Here is a 16,485-nt window from a genome sequence, read left to right on the forward strand (position 1 = left end):
GTTGTTCACAGAGGGAGAAGTCGATGTCCATCCGGATCCACGTCAATGGCGAGTATGAAGTCTTGCGCGAATGCCCGAGAGGAAAACGGCGGTTCGCAGGGGGGCTAAGGCAACTGCTGGCGATGACCTTGCTTGTCGCAGGAAGCGCGCACGCCGCGGGCTATGCGGCCGGTGGCGCGGGCAACGCAGGGCCCACTCTGCCAGGCTGGACGACCAGTGGCGGCGGCGGCGCGGCTACGGTTTCCGGCGACGGGGCCACCGCGATCGGTGCGGGTGGAGATGGCAGCAGCGGAACTGCTGGCGGAACCGGTGGAACAGGCGGCGTTGGCGCCAGTGCAACCGCGAACGGTTCGACGGCCATCGGGGGTGGCGGAACCGCGGGGGCAGGTTCTGCGGGTGGCACGGGAGGGGCAGGGGGAAGCGGCGCCCAGGCCACGTCCTTCGGCGCCATTGCCGTCGGCGCTGGCGCCGCCGGCATTGACGGCTGCTGCGGCTTCGGCGGCCAGACCGGCGGCAGCGGTGCGCAGGCTACGGGCAACTCGGCGGTCGCCATCGGAAGCGCCGCGGGCACCAACCAGGGCGCATTGGCGTCCGGCAACGGCAGCACGGCGATCGGCGGCGCGAACGGTGGCGCTTGGGGCGCGGCGGCGCTTGCGACAGGCGGTGTGGCGATCGGCTCGGGCAGTCGGGTCGAAGGCGGTGCGAGCGGCAGCGTGGCCATTGGCGCGAACTCCGTTGCCACGGCGGCCAATACGGTCTCCTTCGGGTCCACCGGCCAAACGCGCGGCCTGATCAACGTCAGTGCGGGATCGGTGACTGCCACGAGCACCGACGCGGTCAACGGCGGCCAGCTGTACTCGGTGCGAGAGACCGCCGACACCGCCCTTGCCAATGCAGGTACGGCACAGGCCATGGCGAACGGAGCCCAGACAGTGGCTGTTGCTGCCCAAGGAACGGCGAACACCGCGCTCGCCAACGCGAGCACGGCCCAGACCACGGCCAACGGAGCCCAGGCCGCGGCAGCAGCGGCCCAGGGCACGGCGAATACTGCCTTGGGCGTGGCGAACAACTCGGTCCAGTACGGTCCGGGTGGCGCGACCGTCAGCCTGAATGCCAACGGCGGCGCGGGAACCACGCTCAGCAACGTTCGCGCCGGCACGGCCATGACGGATGCCGCCAACGTCGGGCAGGTCCAGCAGGCCGAGCAAGGCGCCGTGGCGACCTCCAACAGCTTCACGGTGCAGCAGGTGGCCGCATTGCAGAGCGTCATGAATCAGGCCTTCGCCAACGGCCTGTGCAGCTTCAGCGGAGGCAGCGTGACCTGCGGCACGGGCAGCAAGGCCACCGGTGCGGGCGCCACGGCGATGGGCACCAATGCCACGGCCAACGGGGACAGCACCACCGCCGTCGGCAGCGGCGCCGAGGCCCGCCATGCCGGCTCGGTCGCCATCGGTGCAGGCGCCAGGGCGCTGGCCGATCCCACCACCGCCGTGGGCAACAACGCGGTGGCCACCGGCAACAACGCCGTGGCGCTCGGGGCCAACACGCTGGCTTCGGGCAGCAATGCGGTCGCGCTGGGCCAGGGCTCGGTGGCCGATCGCGACAACACCGTGTCGGTGGGCAACGCGGCCACCGGGCAGTTGCGCGGCATTGCGAATGTCGCACCCGGCGTGCTGGGCACCGACGCCATCAACGTCAACCAAATGCAGCAGGCGGTGAGCAGCGCGACCAGCCAGGCGAATGCCTTTGCCGCAAAGGGCATTGCAGCGGCGCTCGCCATGCCCTCCATGCCGACGCTTGCGGCAGGCAGGAAGTGGATGGGGGCCGCCGCGGGCAACTACGCCGGCGCATCCGCCATCGGCTTCGCTTTCGGCTACCAGGTCAACGACAACCTGAACCTGGGGCTGGGTGTATCCACGGCCACCAGCAGCGGCAGCAGCAACCGCATTGCCGCCCGCGTTCAGGCGGGCTATGCATGGTGAAGGGCAGGGAAGAAGGCCGGCGCGGGCCAGGTCAGCGCAGCAAGCCGTGCCGCCGGCCCTCGAAGACGGCTTCGGTGCGCGAGCTGACGGCCAGCTTGCGGTAGATGTTCTTGGTGTGGCATTCCACGGTCAGCCTGGAGATCGACAGTGATTCGGCCATGTCGCGGTTGCTCAGGCCTTGCGAGACGAGCTCCAGTATCTTGCGCTCCCGGCGCGTGAGCGCGGCCGGTGCTTTGCCGGAGGCCTGCACCGCCGCTTCGGCCGGCGGCGGCTGGTGCGTCGCCAGCCAGGCGAGGATGTGGCGGGCGATGCTCGGGTCGATGGGCGCGCCACCCTGTTCGATGCTGCGCAGCGCGATGCCCAGCTCGATGTCGTCGCGCTCCTTGAGCAGGTAGCCGATGGCGCCTGCGCGCAGGGCTGCGAAGATGATTTCCTCCGTGCGCCAGGCCGAGATCACCACCGCCGGAACGCCCGGGTGGTGCGCCTGCAGCCAGCCGATGAGCTCGACCCCGCTGCCGTCGGGCAGGCCGATGTCCACCAGCACCACGCCGTAGCCCTGTTTGTCGAGCAGTTGCCGGGCGCCGGTGACGCTGTCGGTCACCGAAATGCGGTTCTCGTCGCAGCCGAGGGTGGACAGCACGTAGCGCAGGCGCTCCTGCATGGCCGGCTCGTCCTCGACGATCAGCGTGGGGCTCAGCGAAACGGGTTCGGCGTCTTCGGTCGGAAAGGGGGGCATGCGGCGGATTCTTCGGCCAGGCCGGCGAGCCGGGCGCAAGGTATTTGCTTATTTTTCCAGACTTGTTGCCAACTATTGTCAGGTAGGCCTGCACATGATCAGGTAAGTCGAATTCGTGACCGGCTCCAGGTGCTCCGCCTCGCCGCGGAAGCCCAGCCGCTCGTAGAAGGCCACGCTGCGCGGCGTGAAGGTTTCCAGGAAGCAAGGCACGCCCGCCGCGTCGGCCTCGGCCAGCGTGGGCGCCAGCAGCTGCCCGCCCAGCCCGCGCCCCTGTGCATCGGGCGAGATGCCGAGGATCGACAGGTACCAGGCATGCGCCGGCGCCACGGCCGGCGAGCGGGCGGCCATGAAATCGACGATGCGGCGGTAGTTGTCATGGCCTCGCGGGCCCAGCGCCCCGGCGAGGTAGTCGCTCTTCGCCGCCGACTCGGCCGCATCGATCGCATCGGCGCGAGGCAGCAGCCAGGCCGCCGCCCCGAGCCGGGCGTCTTCGGCGGCGAGGTAGCGGCCAGTGCGCGCGGCCTCGCCCAGCGAGTAGGCGAAGTAGTTGGCGAGCACCGCCTTGCGCTGCGGCATGTCGTGCTCGAAATCGACCGAGATCGCGAGATAGAACGGGTCGACGATCAGTGCGTCGGCCAGCGCGGGCGCTGACGGAAATTCAGGCTGCATGCGGAATCGGCGAGGTTCGGGAATGACCCGGGCGATTCTAGGGAGCCCGCCCTGACCACACCTTAGTCCAGCGTGACACCCCCGCTCAGGTTCAGCACAGCGCCCGTCATCGCGCCCGCACCTTCGGAGGCCGCGAACAGTGCGGCGGCCGCCATCTGGTCGAGCGAAGGCAGACGCTGCACCAGCAGGCCGGGCGGCTTGGCCGCGAGCATCTGCTCCACCGTGAGCCCCATGCTCTCGGCGGCCGGGCGGAACACCTCGCGGGCGTGCGAGCCTGCCGTCACCGCCTCGGGAATGGCGTGCGAGCGGATGCACACGGTGCGGATGTTGAAGGCCGCCAGCTCGCCCGCCATGTGGCGCGAAAGCGCCTCCACGCCCGCGCAGGCCACCGCGTGGCCCAGGTAACCCGGCCCCGGCAGGCGCGAGGCTGGCGTGGACACCGAAAGAATCACGCCGCCGCCGCGCTTCGCCATGTGCGGCGCCACGGCCTTGGCCGTGAGAAAGCAGCCGCGGGTGTAGGCCTGCACGGGCAGAAAGAAGTCTTCCAGCGGCAGCGCCGCGAGCGGCGTGCCCTGCACGTGCATCACGCCGATGGCGTCGAGCGCGATGTCGATGCCGCCGGCGCGTTCGGCCACCTCGGCGGCGTGGCGGATCATGGCCTGCTCGTCGAGCGCATCGACCACGTCGGCCTCGGCGCGTCCGCCCTCGGTTTCGATGGTCCGCACTGCCGCATCGAGCCTGGAGCGGTCTCGCCCCGTGATGAACACCCTGGCGCCTTCACGCGCGAAGGCGCGGGCCACCGCGCCGCCGATGGCACCGCTGCCACCGTGAACCACCACGCACTTGTTCCTGAACGTCTGCGACATCGTTTCTCCTCGGATTGCCGCCCGCGACATGCGGGCGTTCCATCCAAGGACGCGGGGCGGCGGTCCGATCCGACATCGCCGCGGAAGTTTTTCCTCTTTTTTCAGACCTGCGGAATGCGCGCCGCAATCACGCCCGGGTCGTACCAGGTGACCGGCCTGATCTCGAACACCCCGCCCTCGAAGGCCAGCCGGTGCGCGGCGTGGGTGGCCTCCTCGACCGACTCGCACTCCACGATGTAGATGCCCATGAGCTGCTCCTTCGTCTCGGCGAAGGGGCCGTCGGTGACCAGAGGGTGCATGTCGCCCGCGCGGCGCACCGTGGTCGCCACGTTCGGCATCAGCCGCAGCACGGTGCCGAGCCGGCCCTGCGAGTGCAGGTCTTCGCGCAGGTCGGTGTGGCGTTCGAGCATTTCCTCTTCGACGCCGGGCTCCCAGGCGGCCACCGCGGATTCGGAGCCGTAGATGAGGATGGAATAGAGCATGGTCTTCCTTTTCTTTCCGTGGTTCGTGGCGGGTGGGATGGATGGAGTCAGCCGGGCGAGCCCAGGCGGTCGAGCATCGTGCGGATGTGCGCGGCCTCCGCTGCCGTGCGGGCCATGCCGAGGGCGCGTGCGAAGGCGGCACGGGCTTCGTCGGCGCGCTCCAGCTGCATCAGCAGCGCGCCCTGCAGGCCGTGGAAGTGGAAGTAGCCGTCGAGCGCGCCGGCCAGCGGTTCGGTCAGCGCCAGCGCGGTCTGCGGCCCGTGCAGCTTGTGCACCGCCACCGCGCGGTTCAGCGTGACGACGGGCGATGGCTGCAAGGTTTCGAGCGCGGCGTAGAGGCGGTCGATCTCGGCCCAGTCCGTGTCCCCGGCGTGCGCGGCCTGCGCGTGGGTGGCGGCGATGGCGGCCTGCAGCTGGTAGGGGCCGGGCCCGCGCTGCCGCAGCGCGCCTTCGACCAGTGCCAGCCCCTCGGCGACGAGCGCGCGGTTCCAGCGTGCGCGGTCCTGGTCTTCGAGCAGCACGACCATGCCGCCGGCATCCAGCCGCGCATCGGCGCGCGCATGCTGCAGCAGGAGCAGGGCGGCCAGGCCCATCAGCTCGGGCTCGCCGGGGAACAGTTCGAGCAGCAGCCGCGCAAGGCGTATCGCCTCCTCGCACAGCGCGGTGCGCACGTGCTCCTCGCCGCCGCTGGCCGAATAGCCTTCGTTGAAGAGCAGGTAGACGGTGGTGCACACGGCCGCCAGCCGCTCGTCGCGTTCGCGCCGGCCCGGCGTGTCGAAGGGAATGCCGGCCGAGGCCACGCGCTTCTTGGCGCGGGTGATGCGCTGCTCCATCGCGCTTTCGCCGACCAGGAAGGCGCGCGCGATCTCCCGCACCGACAGGCCCGAGACGATGCGCAATGCCAGCGCGATCTGCTGCGTCAGCGGCAGCTCGGGGTGGCAGCAGACGAAGAGCAGGCGCAGCACGTCGTCGCGGTAGTGCGCCTGGTCGAGCCGCTCGACCAGGGCGGCCTCGGTGTCGTCGAGGTCGGAAATGAGCGCGTCGTCCTCGGGCAGCGGCTCGTGCTGGCCGCGCCGGCGCACCTCGTCGAGCGCCGCGTTGCGCCCGACGAAGATCAGCCAGGCCAGCGGATCGCGCGGCGGGCCGCTCGCGGGCCAGTGCCGCAGGGCGCGCAGGCTGGCTTCCTGGAAAGCTTCCTCGGCCATGTCGAGCTCGCGGAAGTAGCGCAGCAGCGCGGCCACCGCGCGCGGGCGCGAGGCGGTCAACGTGGTGGCGATCCAGGCGGTGTCGTCGTCGGTCATGCGGCGCGCTTGCTTGTCCTTCGTTCCTGCTCACCCAAGGACGCACGAGTATGCGTCGCGCCGACACGCTCGGCAAAATCGGACGCACTTTCCTCGACGAACAAGAAATGGAGCACCGCGAAATGACGTTGGCAATGAGCTGGAGCGAATGGGCTGATCACGACGGCATCGGTTTGGCCGAACGCGTGCGCAAGGGCGACGTGACGGCGGCGGAACTGGCCGCGCAGGCCGCGGCCGGCATCGCGAAGGTCAGCCCGCATCTGGACGCGGTCGTCGAGGTTTTCGACGACGTGGTGGCCGACCCGCTGAAGGACGGCATGAACCCCGAAGGTGTGTTCGCGGGCCTGCCCTACCTGATGAAGGACCTGGGCCCCACGCTGAAGGGCCGGCTGCAGGAGTTCGGCTCGATGATGATGCAGGGCCATCGCCCGGCGGCCGACAGCTTTCTCACACAGCAGCTGCGCAAGGCGGGGCTGAACATCGTGGGCCGCAGCACCACGCCGGAGTTCGGCGTGTGCAGCTCGGCGGAGAACGCCTTCCACGTCACGCGCAATCCCTGGGACCTCGAATACACCACCTGCGGCTCGTCGGCCGGCACGGCGGCGATCGTGGCCGCGGGCGTACTGCCGCTGTCGCATGCCACCGACGGCGGCGGCTCCATCCGCATTCCGGCGGGCGTGAACGGCAACATCGGGCTGAAGGTGTCGCGCGGCGTGTTCTCGCTGGCGCCGGGGCTGTCCGATCTTTCGGGGCTGGTGTCGATCCAGGGCTGCCACAGCCGCACCGTGCGCGACACGGCCGCCTTCGTCGACCACTGCCGCGGCGGCGCGCCCGGCGAGTTCATGCCCTTCTGGTCGCCGGCCGCGCCGTACAGCGAACTCATCCGGCGCGACCCGGGCCGCCTGCGCATCGCGCTGTCGCACGAGTGGGGCGACTTCCGCGCCACGCCGCATTTCGTGGCCGAGCTGGAGCGCGTGGGCAGGTTCCTTGAAGGGCTGGGCCATCACGTCGAGTGGGCCCTGCCGGAGGTGGACTTCCAGACGGCCTTCGACGCGCAGACCACCTGCTACATCAGCAACTTCGCACAGGTCATCGACGGCCACCTGCACCGGCTGGGGCTGGAGCGCCCGCCGGCCGAGCTGCTGGAGCCGATCAACATCAAGATCTGGGAAGCGGGACTGCACACCTCGTACACCGAGCGAGCGAAGATGCAGGCGGTGTTCAACACCACTTCGCGCGCCTTCGGCGACTTCTTCCAGCGTTGGGACATCATCCTCACGCCCATCACCGCGCTGCCCACGCCGAAGGTGGGCACCAGCGAGTACCTCACGACCAGCACGAATCCTTCGGTATACGACTGGTTCGCCAACCTCTGGCAGAACTTCGCCTACACGCCGCTGGCCAATCTGTGCGGCATGCCGGGCATCTCGCTGCCGATGGCCGCGCAAGACAATGGCCTGCCGCTGGGCATCCAGGCACAGGCTGCCCAGGCGAACGACGGGCTGCTGCTGCAGCTGGCGGCGCAGATCGAGCGGGCGCTCGGGGGCCAATGGAATTCGGGCAGGCGGCCCGGGGTGCACGTTGCCGAAGAGTGACGGCGCGGCGGCCGCTCAGAGCAGGTTGCGCAGCGCCGCCTCGATGGCAGCGGCGGTGGCCAGCGGCTTTTCCATGGGAAACAGATGGCCGCCGTCGAGCATCGCGATGCGTCCCTTGGTGACTTGCTCGGTCATCGCCATGCCTACCTGCCTCATCTCCACCGACTGGCGCCCGCCGATGAAGGCCACCTTGCACTTGGGCGGGTGGCGGCGCAGCAGGGCACCGAGGTTATGGGGCAAGGTGTTGTAGATGGCCGTTTCCACGTTGCGGTCGAAACTCAGCTCGCGCGTGTTTTCCCCCTCGAAGGTGCCGTGGTCGATGTAGTCGTGCAGCACCTGCTCGTCCCACTTGGCAAACGCCTTCTTGCTGCGGAAGTGCTCGAACACCGCCTCCCGGTGTGCCCAGCTGTTCCTGCGCCGGTGGCTGATGGCGCCGGGCGACACGCTCTTCATGAGGGGCGTGCGCTTGACCACATTGAGCGTGTTCGCGCGCCAGCCGCTGAGGATCGGCGAATCGAGCAGCACCACGCCGCAAGCGAGCTCCGGATGCAGCGCCGCGCACATCAGGCTCAGGATTCCACCCAGCGAATGGCCGACCAGGAACACCGGTCTGCTGGCGCGGCCGGCGTGCTGCTGCGCGAAGTCGGCCAGCTGCTGCACGAGGTGCGGCCAGTTGTCGGTGACGGGATACTTCGGGTCGTGCCCGAACTTCTCGATGGCGTCGACCTCGAAGCCGCGGTCGCGCAGGCTGTCGAGAACGACGCGGTAGGTGCTCGCGGGAAAACTGTTGCCGTGCGAGAAGACGACGGGAGGCATCACCACAGCCGCACCGGGCTTCAGATGAGTTTTTCGTCGGGCGTGGAGATCTTGCGCAGCGCGCTGTGCCGCGTGGCGGGCATCTTCAGCGGATGCTCGGTATGGCTGTCGTCCCACACCGGATCTTCGATGCTGTCGAACACCTCGCGCAGCTTCTGGCCCCAGCTGTTGTGCATCATGCGGTAGTAGGGGTTGTCGGCGTCGATGCAGATCACGCGGTCGGTCTCGAGCTTGTTGGCCTCGTACACCACGAGGTCGAGCGGCAGGCCGACCGACAGGTTCGACTTCATGGTCGAGTCCATCGACACCAGCGCGCACTTGGCGGCCTCGTCGAGCGGGGTCTCTGGCGTGAGCACGCGGTCGAGCACGGGCTTGCCGTATTTCGATTCGCCGACCTGGAAGTAGGGCGTCTCGGTGGTCGCTTCGATGAAGTTGCCCGCCGCGTAGACCAGGAACAGGCGCATGCCCTCGCCCTTGACCTGCCCGCCGAAGATGAAGGACACGTTGAAGTCCAGCCCCGCATGCTTGAGTGCTTCGGCGTCGCGGTCGTACACGTGGCGCACCGCCGAGCCCAGCACGCGCGCGGCATCGAACATGCTCTTGGCGTTCCAGATGGTGATCGGGTCGCCCTGCGTGCCGTCCTCGCGGGTTTCGCGCAGTTCCTCGATCTGGAGGATTTCGCGCACCGACTGCGAGATGCTCAGGTTGCCCGCCGACAGCAGCACCATGACGCGGTCGCCCGGCTGCTCGTAGACGATCATCTTGCGGAAGGTGCTGATGTGGTCCACGCCCGCGTTGGTGCGCGAGTCGGAGAGAAACACCAGGCCGGCGTTGAGTTTGATGCCTACGCAGTAAGTCATGAGTTCATCTTGCATGAACGGTGCCCGGTCATGCGGCGCCGAGTTCACGTTTATTCAGTTTTTGAAGGGCATACAAGGCGTCGAGCGCCTCGCGCGGGCTCATGGTGTCGGGGTCGAGCGCAGCCAGCGCGGATTCTACGGCGCTGGCCAGCGGCGTTTCGGCTACCGGGGGCGGTGCGAACAGGTCGACCTGTGCACGAGTTTGCGCATGCTGCGATTCGAGTGCTTCCAGCGCTTGCCGCGCATGGTTGACCACCGCCGCGGGCATGCCCGCGAGCCGCGCCACCTGGATGCCGTAGCTCTTGCTGGCCGGGCCGGGCTGCATTTCATGCAGGAACACGATGTCGCGGCCCGCCTCGGTGGCGCTCACGTGCATGTTCACCGCACCATGGTGCGTGGCCGGAAACTCGGTCAGCTCGAAATAGTGCGTGGCGAACAGCGTGAAGGCCTTGCTGCGGTCGTGCAGCTGGGCCGCAATGCCCGCGGCCAGCGCCAGCCCGTCGAAGGTGCTGGTGCCGCGGCCGATCTCGTCCATCAACACCAGCGACTGGGCCGTGGCGCTGTGCAGGATCTGCGCGGCTTCGGTCATCTCGAGCATGAAGGTCGACTGCGCATTGGCAAGGTCGTCGGCCGCGCCGATGCGGGTGTGGATCGCGTCGATCGGCCCGAGCCGGCAGGCGGCCGCCGGCACGTGCGAGCCGATGGAAGCCAGCAGCACGATGATCGCCACCTGCCGCATGTACGTCGACTTGCCGCCCATGTTGGGGCCGGTGATGACCTGCATGCGCTGCTGCGGCCCAAGCTGCGTGTCGTTGGCGATGAAGCCGCCCGACGACTTCTCTGCCAGCCGCGCCTCCACCACCGGGTGGCGGCCCTGCTGGATCTCGATGCACGGGTGCGCCACGAAGCTGGGCGCGCGCCAGTGCAGCGCGTGCGAGCGCTCGGCCAGTGCGCACAGCGCGTCGAGCGTGGCGATGCCGCCGGCCAGCTGCGTGAGCGCGGGCACCGAGGGCTGCAGCGCGTCGAGCAGCTGCTCGTACAGCCATTTCTCGCGGGCCAGCGCGCGGTCTTGCGCGCTCAGGGCCTTGTCCTCGAAGGCCTTCAGCTCGGGCGTGACGAAGCGCTCGGCATTTTTCAGCGTCTGGCGGCGGCGGTAGTTGTCGGGCACCTTGGAGAGCGCGCTTTGCGTCACCTCGATGTAGAAGCCGTGCACGCGGTTGAACTGCACCCGCAGGTTGCTGATGCCGGTGCGCTCGCGCTCGCTGATCTCGAGTTTCAGCAGGAAGTCGTCGCAGTTCTCGCTGATGGCGCGCAGCTCGTCGAGCTCGGCGTCGTGGCCGGTGGCGATCACGCCGCCGTCTCGCACCAGCGCGGATGGGTCGGGCTTGATAGCGCTGGCCAGCAGGTCGGCGCAGCCCGGTGGCGGGGCGAGGCGTTCGGCGATCCGGGCCAGCAGTGCGGCGGCGCCGGGCAGCAGCGGCGCGAGCTGTTCAGCCTTCGACAGCGCCAGGCGCAGCGCCAGCAGTTCGCGCGGTCGCACCTGGCGCAGCGCGATGCGCGCGGCGATGCGTTCCACGTCGCTCGTGTTCTTGAGCTGCTCGCGCAGCGTGCGCCAGGGTGCAGCCGTGCCGCCCAGCACCGTGGCCTGCAGTGCGCCAATGGCTTCGAGCCGGGCCTGCGCCTCGGAGCGGTCGCGCCGCGGCGAAAGCAGCCAGCGCTTCAGGAGCCGGCTGCCCATGCCTGTCATGCAGGTGTCGAGCAGCGAGAACATGGTGGGCGAGTCTTCGCCGCGCAGCGTCTGCACCAGTTCGAGGTTGCGCCGCGTGGTGGGCGGCAGCTCGATCAGGTCGCCGTCGCGCTCGACCGAGAGGCGTTGCACGTGCGAGAGCGCGCGGCCCTGCGTGTGCTCCGCATAGCCCAGCAGCGCGGCGGCCGCGGCGTGCGCGTTGGTGAGCGACTCCGCGTTCCAGGCGGCGAGGCTGTTGCTGCCCATTTGCTCGCTGAGCTTGCGTTCGCCCAGGCCACCGTCGAACTGCCACGCCGGTCGCAGCGACAGCGTGAACGGCGTGGTGGCGCGCGCGGCCTTCAGGCGTTGCTCGAAGGCGGGCGTCACTTCGGCGCTGTAGAGCAGCTCGCTCGGCGCGATGCGCGCGATCCAGGCTTCGAGCGCGTCGGCCGGGCATTCGGCCAGCCGCAGTTCGGCACCTGTCACGCTGAGCCAGGCCAGTCCGCAGAAATTGCGCGAGCCAGCATGCACCGCGAGCAGCAGCGATTCGCTCTTGTCGTTGAGCAGTTCGGAGTCGGTCAGCGTGCCGGGCGTGACCACCCGCACCACCTTGCGCTCCACCGGCCCCTTGCTGGCGCCGACCTCGCCCACCTGCTCGCAGATGGCCACCGATTCGCCCAGCTTGATGAGCCGCGCGAGGTAGGTGTCGACCGCATGGAAGGGCACGCCGCACATCACCACCGGCTGGCCGGCCGACTGGCCGCGCTGGGTGAGCGTGATGTCGAGCAGGCGCGCGGCCTTCTCGGCGTCGGCCCAGAAGAGTTCGTAGAAATCGCCCATCCGGTAGAACAGCAGGGTGTCCGGATGGTTGGCCTTGAGGCCGAGGTACTGCGCCATCATGGGCGTGTGGCCCGAAAGATCAGTTGCCGCCAACTGTGTTTTGTCCGTCATTGGTTGTCTGCATAAGCCATGGATGACATGGAGAAAAGAGGCTATCCGGCGTTGCCCTGGGGGCAACGCGGCGAAAGATCAACCCATTATTGTGGCCTGCCCGGCGCCACCCTTTCGCAGGGCCATCAGGACACCCGGATCGTCTGCTCGCGCGTCAGAGCGATTCCCGGGGTGCCGATCTCGATTTCCAGCGTCCAGACCGTCTCGAGCCGGTTGCCCGAACTCGACGACATGCCGGTCCGCCGTATGAGCCTGCTTTTCTCGGGTCTCGGCGTCTTCTCTGAAGCTGCCGTGGATCGCTTCCCCGAATGCGTACTCCTTCGCCCGCATGGCACCATTGGCAGCTTATGACTGCGAACTTTGTGGGGTACCGATGCTGATCAACTGCGTGGCCTATGAAAACGGTGCCAAGCTCGCCGACATTCCGGTCGAGGACATCAGCGAATACATCAGCCGGCCGGGGTGCTTTGTCTGGGTGGCACTGAGCGACGCCACGCCGGGGGAGCTGGCCGAGATGCAGCAGGAATTCGGCCTGCATCCGCTCGCGGTGGAAGACGCGCAGCATGGCCACCAGCGCCCCAAGGTGGAGGAGTACGGCGATTCGCTCTTCGTCGTCATGCACCTCGTGGAGCCTTCGCCCGAGGGCGAGCACTGCACGAACGTGGGCGAGGTCGACGTGTTCGTCGGCACCAACTACGTGCTGTCGGTGCGCAACCGCAGCAAGCAGGGCTTTCTGGGCGTGCGCGAGCGCTGCGAACGCGAGCCCGAGCTGCTGCGCAACGGCGCGGGCTTCGTGCTGTATGCGCTGATGGACGCGGTGGTCGACCGCTACTTCCCGGTGATCGACGCGCTGGAGGTGGAGCTCGAGGCCATCGAGCAGCAGATCTTCGGTCAGGGCGGCGTGGCGCGCGACAAGATCAAGCAGCTGTACGACCTGAAGCGGCGCAGCATGATCCTGAAGCGCGCGGTGGCGCCGCTGCTGGAGGCGGCCAGCAAGCTGCACGGCGGGCGGGTGCCCCAGATCTGCATGAGTTCCCAGGAGTACTTCCGCGACGTGGGCGACCACCTGGGGCGCATCAACGGCTCGATCGACGCCATGCGCGACACCATCGGCACGGCGGTCCAGGTGAACCTGTCGATGGTCACCATCGAGGAGAGCGAAGTCACCAAGCGCCTTGCATCCTGGGCCAGCATCTTCGCGGTGTGCACCGCCTACGCCGGCATCTGGGGCATGAACTTCGAGAACATGCCGGAGCTGAAATTCCGCTACGGCTATGCGGTGGCGCTGGGGCTGATCGCCGGCACCTGCGGCTATCTCTACTACCGGTTCAAGCGCGCCGGCTGGCTGTGAGGGCGGGGCTGCCCCGGTTTTTTTCCTTCCCCGGGGAGGGGAAGGAGCAAGACCTTACTCGTCGTGCGTGTCGTGCGTGGCGATCGCGCCGCGGCGCCAGTAGCCCGAGGCCCGTGTCCATTTCGGGTTCGCGCCTCGCTCGCCCACGAGGTGCGCGCGCAGCGCCTTGGCGATCGCCGATTCGCAACCCACCCATGCATGGAAGTCGCCGGCCGGCAGCTGCATCGCTTTCAGCGCGTCGAGCAGCACAGGACTCAGGCCCGGTTCGGTGCCGCGGCGGTGCACCCACCCGAGCGTGAGCTCGGCCTTCGTGTCGAACGGAATCTCGTCGGCTTCGCTGTCGACTTCCGCCAGCACCACCGCGCGCGCACCGGCCGGCAGCTCAGCCAGGCGGCGCGAGATGGCGGGCAGGGCTGTGTCGTCGCCGATCAGCAGGTGCCAGTCGAATTCGGTCGGCACGATGAACGAACCGCGCGGGCCGCCCACGCCGACGACGTCGCCGGGCCTGGCCTGCTCGGCCCATTGCGTGGCGGGGCCGGCTTCGTGCAGCGCGAAGTCGATCTCGAGCGTGCCGGCCGTCGCGTCATGGCGGCGCGGCGTGTAGTCGCGCATGGTCGGGCGGCCTTCGGGCCAGATCGGGCCCTCGGGGCCGGCCGTGGGCAGCGTGAGCTTGCCGGTGGCATCAGGAAAGAAGATCTTCGCGTGGTCGTCGAAGCCGGGGCTGGTGAAGCCCGCGAGGTCGTCGCCCGCGAGGGTGATGCGGATCAGGTGCGGCGTCACGCGCCGCGCGGTTTTCACCGTGAGCCGGCGAAAGCGCAGGTCGTGGCGCACCCGGCGCGGCGTGCGGTCGGGCGCGGTGGAGGCGGATGAGGTACTGGAGTCAGTCATTGCAGGAATCCTGTGGTGAACAGGACGGGTTGAGATTCGGGGGAGGGCGCAGGCTCAGATCTTTTCGATCTGCTGGGCCGCGGCGTCGAGCACCGCGGCGAATTCATGCGCCTGCTGCTCGGTCATCGCGGCGCCCGACAGGCGCATGCGCATTGCGAGCTTGAGGTTCTCGATGGCGCGCGTGACCTGCGGCGGCCGTCCGCCGCGCGGGCCGGCGCCGTCCACGCCGCCGCTCATGCGGGCCATCATGGCGTCGGCCATCTCGCGGTTCGCAGCGAGGAATTCCTGGCCGCTGGCCGTGATGCTGTAGCGCTTGCGGCCGCTGCCGTCGCCGGCTTCCACGCTGAGGTAGCCCATTTCCTCGAGCAGTGTGAGCGTGGGGTAGACCACGCCGGGGCTCGGCGCGTAGCTGCCGCCGAGGCGGTCTTCGATGGCCTTGATCAGTTCGTAGCCGTGAGCCGGCTTGTCGGCAATGAGCTGCAGCAGCACGAAGCGCAGGCCGCCGTGGCCGAACACGCGTGCGCCGCCACGGCCACCGCCGCGGTGTTGTCCGCGCCCGCCGGAAAGGCCGTCTTCATGTTCGCCGCGGGCGGTGCGGCAGTGGTGATGGCCGGAATGGAAATGTCTCATGGCGAGCATCCTTCATGATGTGTATCGGAATTATTTTAGATATATCTAAAATAAAGTCAAACCGATACCCTAGACCGCACGGGAGGCGGCTCGCCCATCGCCGCGAGTCAGCCGTCCGAAGCCTCTCCAGCGGCCACGAAGCGCCGCTGCCGCATCCACTTGGTCGCCACCCATTTCTCGCCGCGCAGCACGGGTCCGCCCGCATGCAGCGATGCATGGTCCACCTGCCCAAGGCTGTTGCAGTACTCGAAGTACACCGCGCTGCCGCGTCGTGGCGACACCGACCAGCCGCATTCGGGAAATACGGTCTCGCCGCCTTCCTCCACCTCGTTGAGGTAGCTCACGAGCGTGCTCACGCGCTGGCCGCTGCGTGCCAGCGAGGCCTTGTTGGCTGCGTTCGACGGCACCAGGAAATCGAAGTGGGGCATGCTCTGCGCGCCGGCCGGGTAGCACAGCACCTGCAGGCCTTCGCCGTTTTCCACCGGCAGGTTCATGAGCTCCGACACGCGCTGATCGAGCCTGGCGATGAAGGCGTTTTCGCGCAGCCGGAAGAACATGCCCAGGCTGCTGCGCTGTTCACCGACAAGGTCGCGCCCGGACAGCGGATCGACGGTGGTCGATGGCGCCAGCCGGGGCCTCGCGAGCGCGATCAGCTCTTCGCATTCCCGCGCGTCGAACACGTCGTCGAGCACAGCCATGGCCGGCTGCGCCGCGCGCGCGGCCACGCGCACGAGCCGGTCCGTGGTGCGGATCGACGTGCCCGGCGGCAGCCGCGGCGGCTCGTACTGGTAGAGGGGCGCTACCGTTACCGAATCGACAGGCACCGGGCTTCCGGTGCGCAGCGCGAACACGAAGGCATCGACGATGGTCCTGGCGGCCTCGGGCGGCATGTCTTGCGCGCACATGGCCTTGATCACGTTCGCGGGGGCGCAGCCCTGGCGCAGGTTGTGCAATACCCAGTCGCTCAGCGCGGGCGAGAAACGCAGCACCGCATCCATCGGCTCAGACTTCCGCCGGAACCCAGCCGTTGCCGGTGCGTTTGAAGTTCTGCTTCAGCTGCATGGTGCCGGCGCCGCGCACCACGCGGTCGACCATCGGAAAGGCCTTTTGCACGTCGGCATTGTCCGTCCAGGGCGCGGCATCGATCCTGTAGGTGTAGGTGACGACGACTTCGGCCGGGTCCTTGGCGTCCTTGCGCGCTTCCCAGCCGACGATCTTGTCGAGCGTCAGGTGGGCGGCGCAGAAGTCGCCCTGGCCGCCCTGGCCGCTTTGGTTCTTGCGCACCAGAAAGTACTTCTTTCCTTCGTCGGTCAGCGCGTAGCGGGTGACCTCGATTTCGCCAGCCTCCTTGTCGTTCTCGACCTTCGCCGTGGACGCACTCACCAGCCCGACATGCTCCAGCACCGGCATCTGCACCGCGTTGCGCGCGCGCGTGCCTGCCTCGCGCTGCGGCACGTCGATGGGCCATTGGGTCTTGCCCAGGCACAGGTCGCCTTTTTTCGCAAGGTAGGCGTTCATCGCGGCCGTGAGGTTCGGCAGGTCGGCTTCGGGCTGCTGCGGGCCGCAGCCCGCGAGTGCGGCCAGGGCGGCGGCGCCGATTGCCGCGCAAAGGATCTTGTTGTTCATGTGTAG

16 protein-coding genes are annotated in these 16,485 nt (G+C 68.6%); 4 read left to right on the forward strand and 12 right to left on the reverse strand.

Translation table 11 applies throughout. The features are described 5' to 3' along the window. Positions 1-122: 122 nt before the first annotated feature. Positions 123-1,982 (forward strand): YadA family autotransporter adhesin, encoded by a 1,860-nt coding sequence (locus tag ACEN9N_RS04915; protein WP_495655473.1) that lies wholly within the window; start codon positions 123-125, stop codon positions 1,980-1,982. A 31-nt stretch (positions 1,983-2,013) separates the two neighbouring features. Here ACEN9N_RS04915 and ACEN9N_RS04920 read toward each other — a convergent pair whose 3' ends face one another. The 5 genes from ACEN9N_RS04920 to ACEN9N_RS04940 form a co-directional block, all read right to left on the reverse strand. Then, positions 2,014-2,718, reverse strand: a complete 705-nt coding sequence (locus ACEN9N_RS04920; protein ID WP_495655474.1) for a response regulator — start codon at positions 2,716-2,718, stop codon at positions 2,014-2,016. Positions 2,719-2,796: 78 nt separating this feature from the next. Beyond that, positions 2,797-3,387: a GNAT family N-acetyltransferase gene (locus ACEN9N_RS04925; RefSeq protein ID WP_495655475.1), complete on the reverse strand. Its 591-nt coding sequence runs from the start codon at positions 3,385-3,387 to the stop codon at positions 2,797-2,799. 62 nt (positions 3,388-3,449) lie between these two features. Further along, positions 3,450-4,253: an SDR family NAD(P)-dependent oxidoreductase gene (locus tag ACEN9N_RS04930; RefSeq protein ID WP_413312613.1), complete on the reverse strand. Its 804-nt coding sequence runs from the start codon at positions 4,251-4,253 to the stop codon at positions 3,450-3,452. 101 nt (positions 4,254-4,354) lie between these two features. Then, positions 4,355-4,735, reverse strand: coding sequence for a YciI family protein (locus tag ACEN9N_RS04935; protein ID WP_495655476.1), 381 nt, complete (start codon positions 4,733-4,735; stop codon positions 4,355-4,357). 47 nt (positions 4,736-4,782) lie between these two features. Next, entirely contained in the window at positions 4,783-6,036 is a 1,254-nt protein-coding gene (locus ACEN9N_RS04940) for an RNA polymerase sigma factor (RefSeq protein ID WP_495655477.1), read from the reverse strand. Positions 6,037-6,158: 122 nt separating this feature from the next. On the opposite strand from ACEN9N_RS04940, the gene ACEN9N_RS04945 reads away from it, so the two are divergent. Further along, complete coding sequence (locus tag ACEN9N_RS04945; protein WP_495656352.1) at positions 6,159-7,631, forward strand: amidase; 1,473 nt, start codon at positions 6,159-6,161, stop codon at positions 7,629-7,631. A 15-nt stretch (positions 7,632-7,646) separates the two neighbouring features. Here ACEN9N_RS04945 and ACEN9N_RS04950 read toward each other — a convergent pair whose 3' ends face one another. From ACEN9N_RS04950 to mutS, 3 genes are read right to left on the reverse strand one after another with little or no spacing between them, the layout of a single operon-like run. Beyond that, complete coding sequence (locus ACEN9N_RS04950) at positions 7,647-8,447, reverse strand: alpha/beta hydrolase (protein WP_495655478.1); 801 nt, start codon at positions 8,445-8,447, stop codon at positions 7,647-7,649. A gap of 20 nt (positions 8,448-8,467) precedes the next feature. Next, positions 8,468-9,307, reverse strand: coding sequence for a proteasome-type protease (locus ACEN9N_RS04955; protein WP_042673444.1), 840 nt, complete (start codon positions 9,305-9,307; stop codon positions 8,468-8,470). A 28-nt stretch (positions 9,308-9,335) separates the two neighbouring features. Next, complete coding sequence (mutS, locus tag ACEN9N_RS04960; protein WP_495655479.1) at positions 9,336-11,984, reverse strand: DNA mismatch repair protein MutS; 2,649 nt, start codon at positions 11,982-11,984, stop codon at positions 9,336-9,338. 18 nt (positions 11,985-12,002) lie between these two features. Between mutS and ACEN9N_RS04965 the strand changes: the two genes are divergently transcribed. Next, positions 12,003-12,335 carry a hypothetical protein gene (locus ACEN9N_RS04965; RefSeq protein WP_495655480.1) on the forward strand — a complete coding sequence of 111 codons (333 nt, stop codon included), beginning with the start codon at positions 12,003-12,005 and terminating at the stop codon, positions 12,333-12,335. 22 nt (positions 12,336-12,357) lie between these two features. After that, positions 12,358-13,335 (forward strand): magnesium and cobalt transport protein CorA, encoded by a 978-nt coding sequence (locus ACEN9N_RS04970; protein ID WP_495655481.1) that lies wholly within the window; start codon positions 12,358-12,360, stop codon positions 13,333-13,335. A gap of 54 nt (positions 13,336-13,389) precedes the next feature. On the opposite strand, the gene ACEN9N_RS04975 is transcribed toward ACEN9N_RS04970, so the two are convergent. From ACEN9N_RS04975 to ACEN9N_RS04990, 4 genes are all read right to left on the reverse strand, one after another. Further along, positions 13,390-14,223 (reverse strand): siderophore-interacting protein, encoded by an 834-nt coding sequence (locus ACEN9N_RS04975; RefSeq protein WP_495655482.1) that lies wholly within the window; start codon positions 14,221-14,223, stop codon positions 13,390-13,392. Between the two features lie 54 nt (positions 14,224-14,277). Next, complete coding sequence (locus ACEN9N_RS04980; RefSeq protein WP_495655483.1) at positions 14,278-14,853, reverse strand: PadR family transcriptional regulator; 576 nt, start codon at positions 14,851-14,853, stop codon at positions 14,278-14,280. 107 nt (positions 14,854-14,960) lie between these two features. Continuing rightward, positions 14,961-15,851 (reverse strand): 2OG-Fe(II) oxygenase, encoded by an 891-nt coding sequence (locus ACEN9N_RS04985; protein WP_495655484.1) that lies wholly within the window; start codon positions 15,849-15,851, stop codon positions 14,961-14,963. A gap of 4 nt (positions 15,852-15,855) precedes the next feature. Then, positions 15,856-16,479, reverse strand: coding sequence for a hypothetical protein (locus ACEN9N_RS04990; protein ID WP_495655485.1), 624 nt, complete (start codon positions 16,477-16,479; stop codon positions 15,856-15,858). Positions 16,480-16,485: the final 6 nt, after the last annotated feature.

The organism is Variovorax sp. Varisp46 (assembly GCF_059491885.1).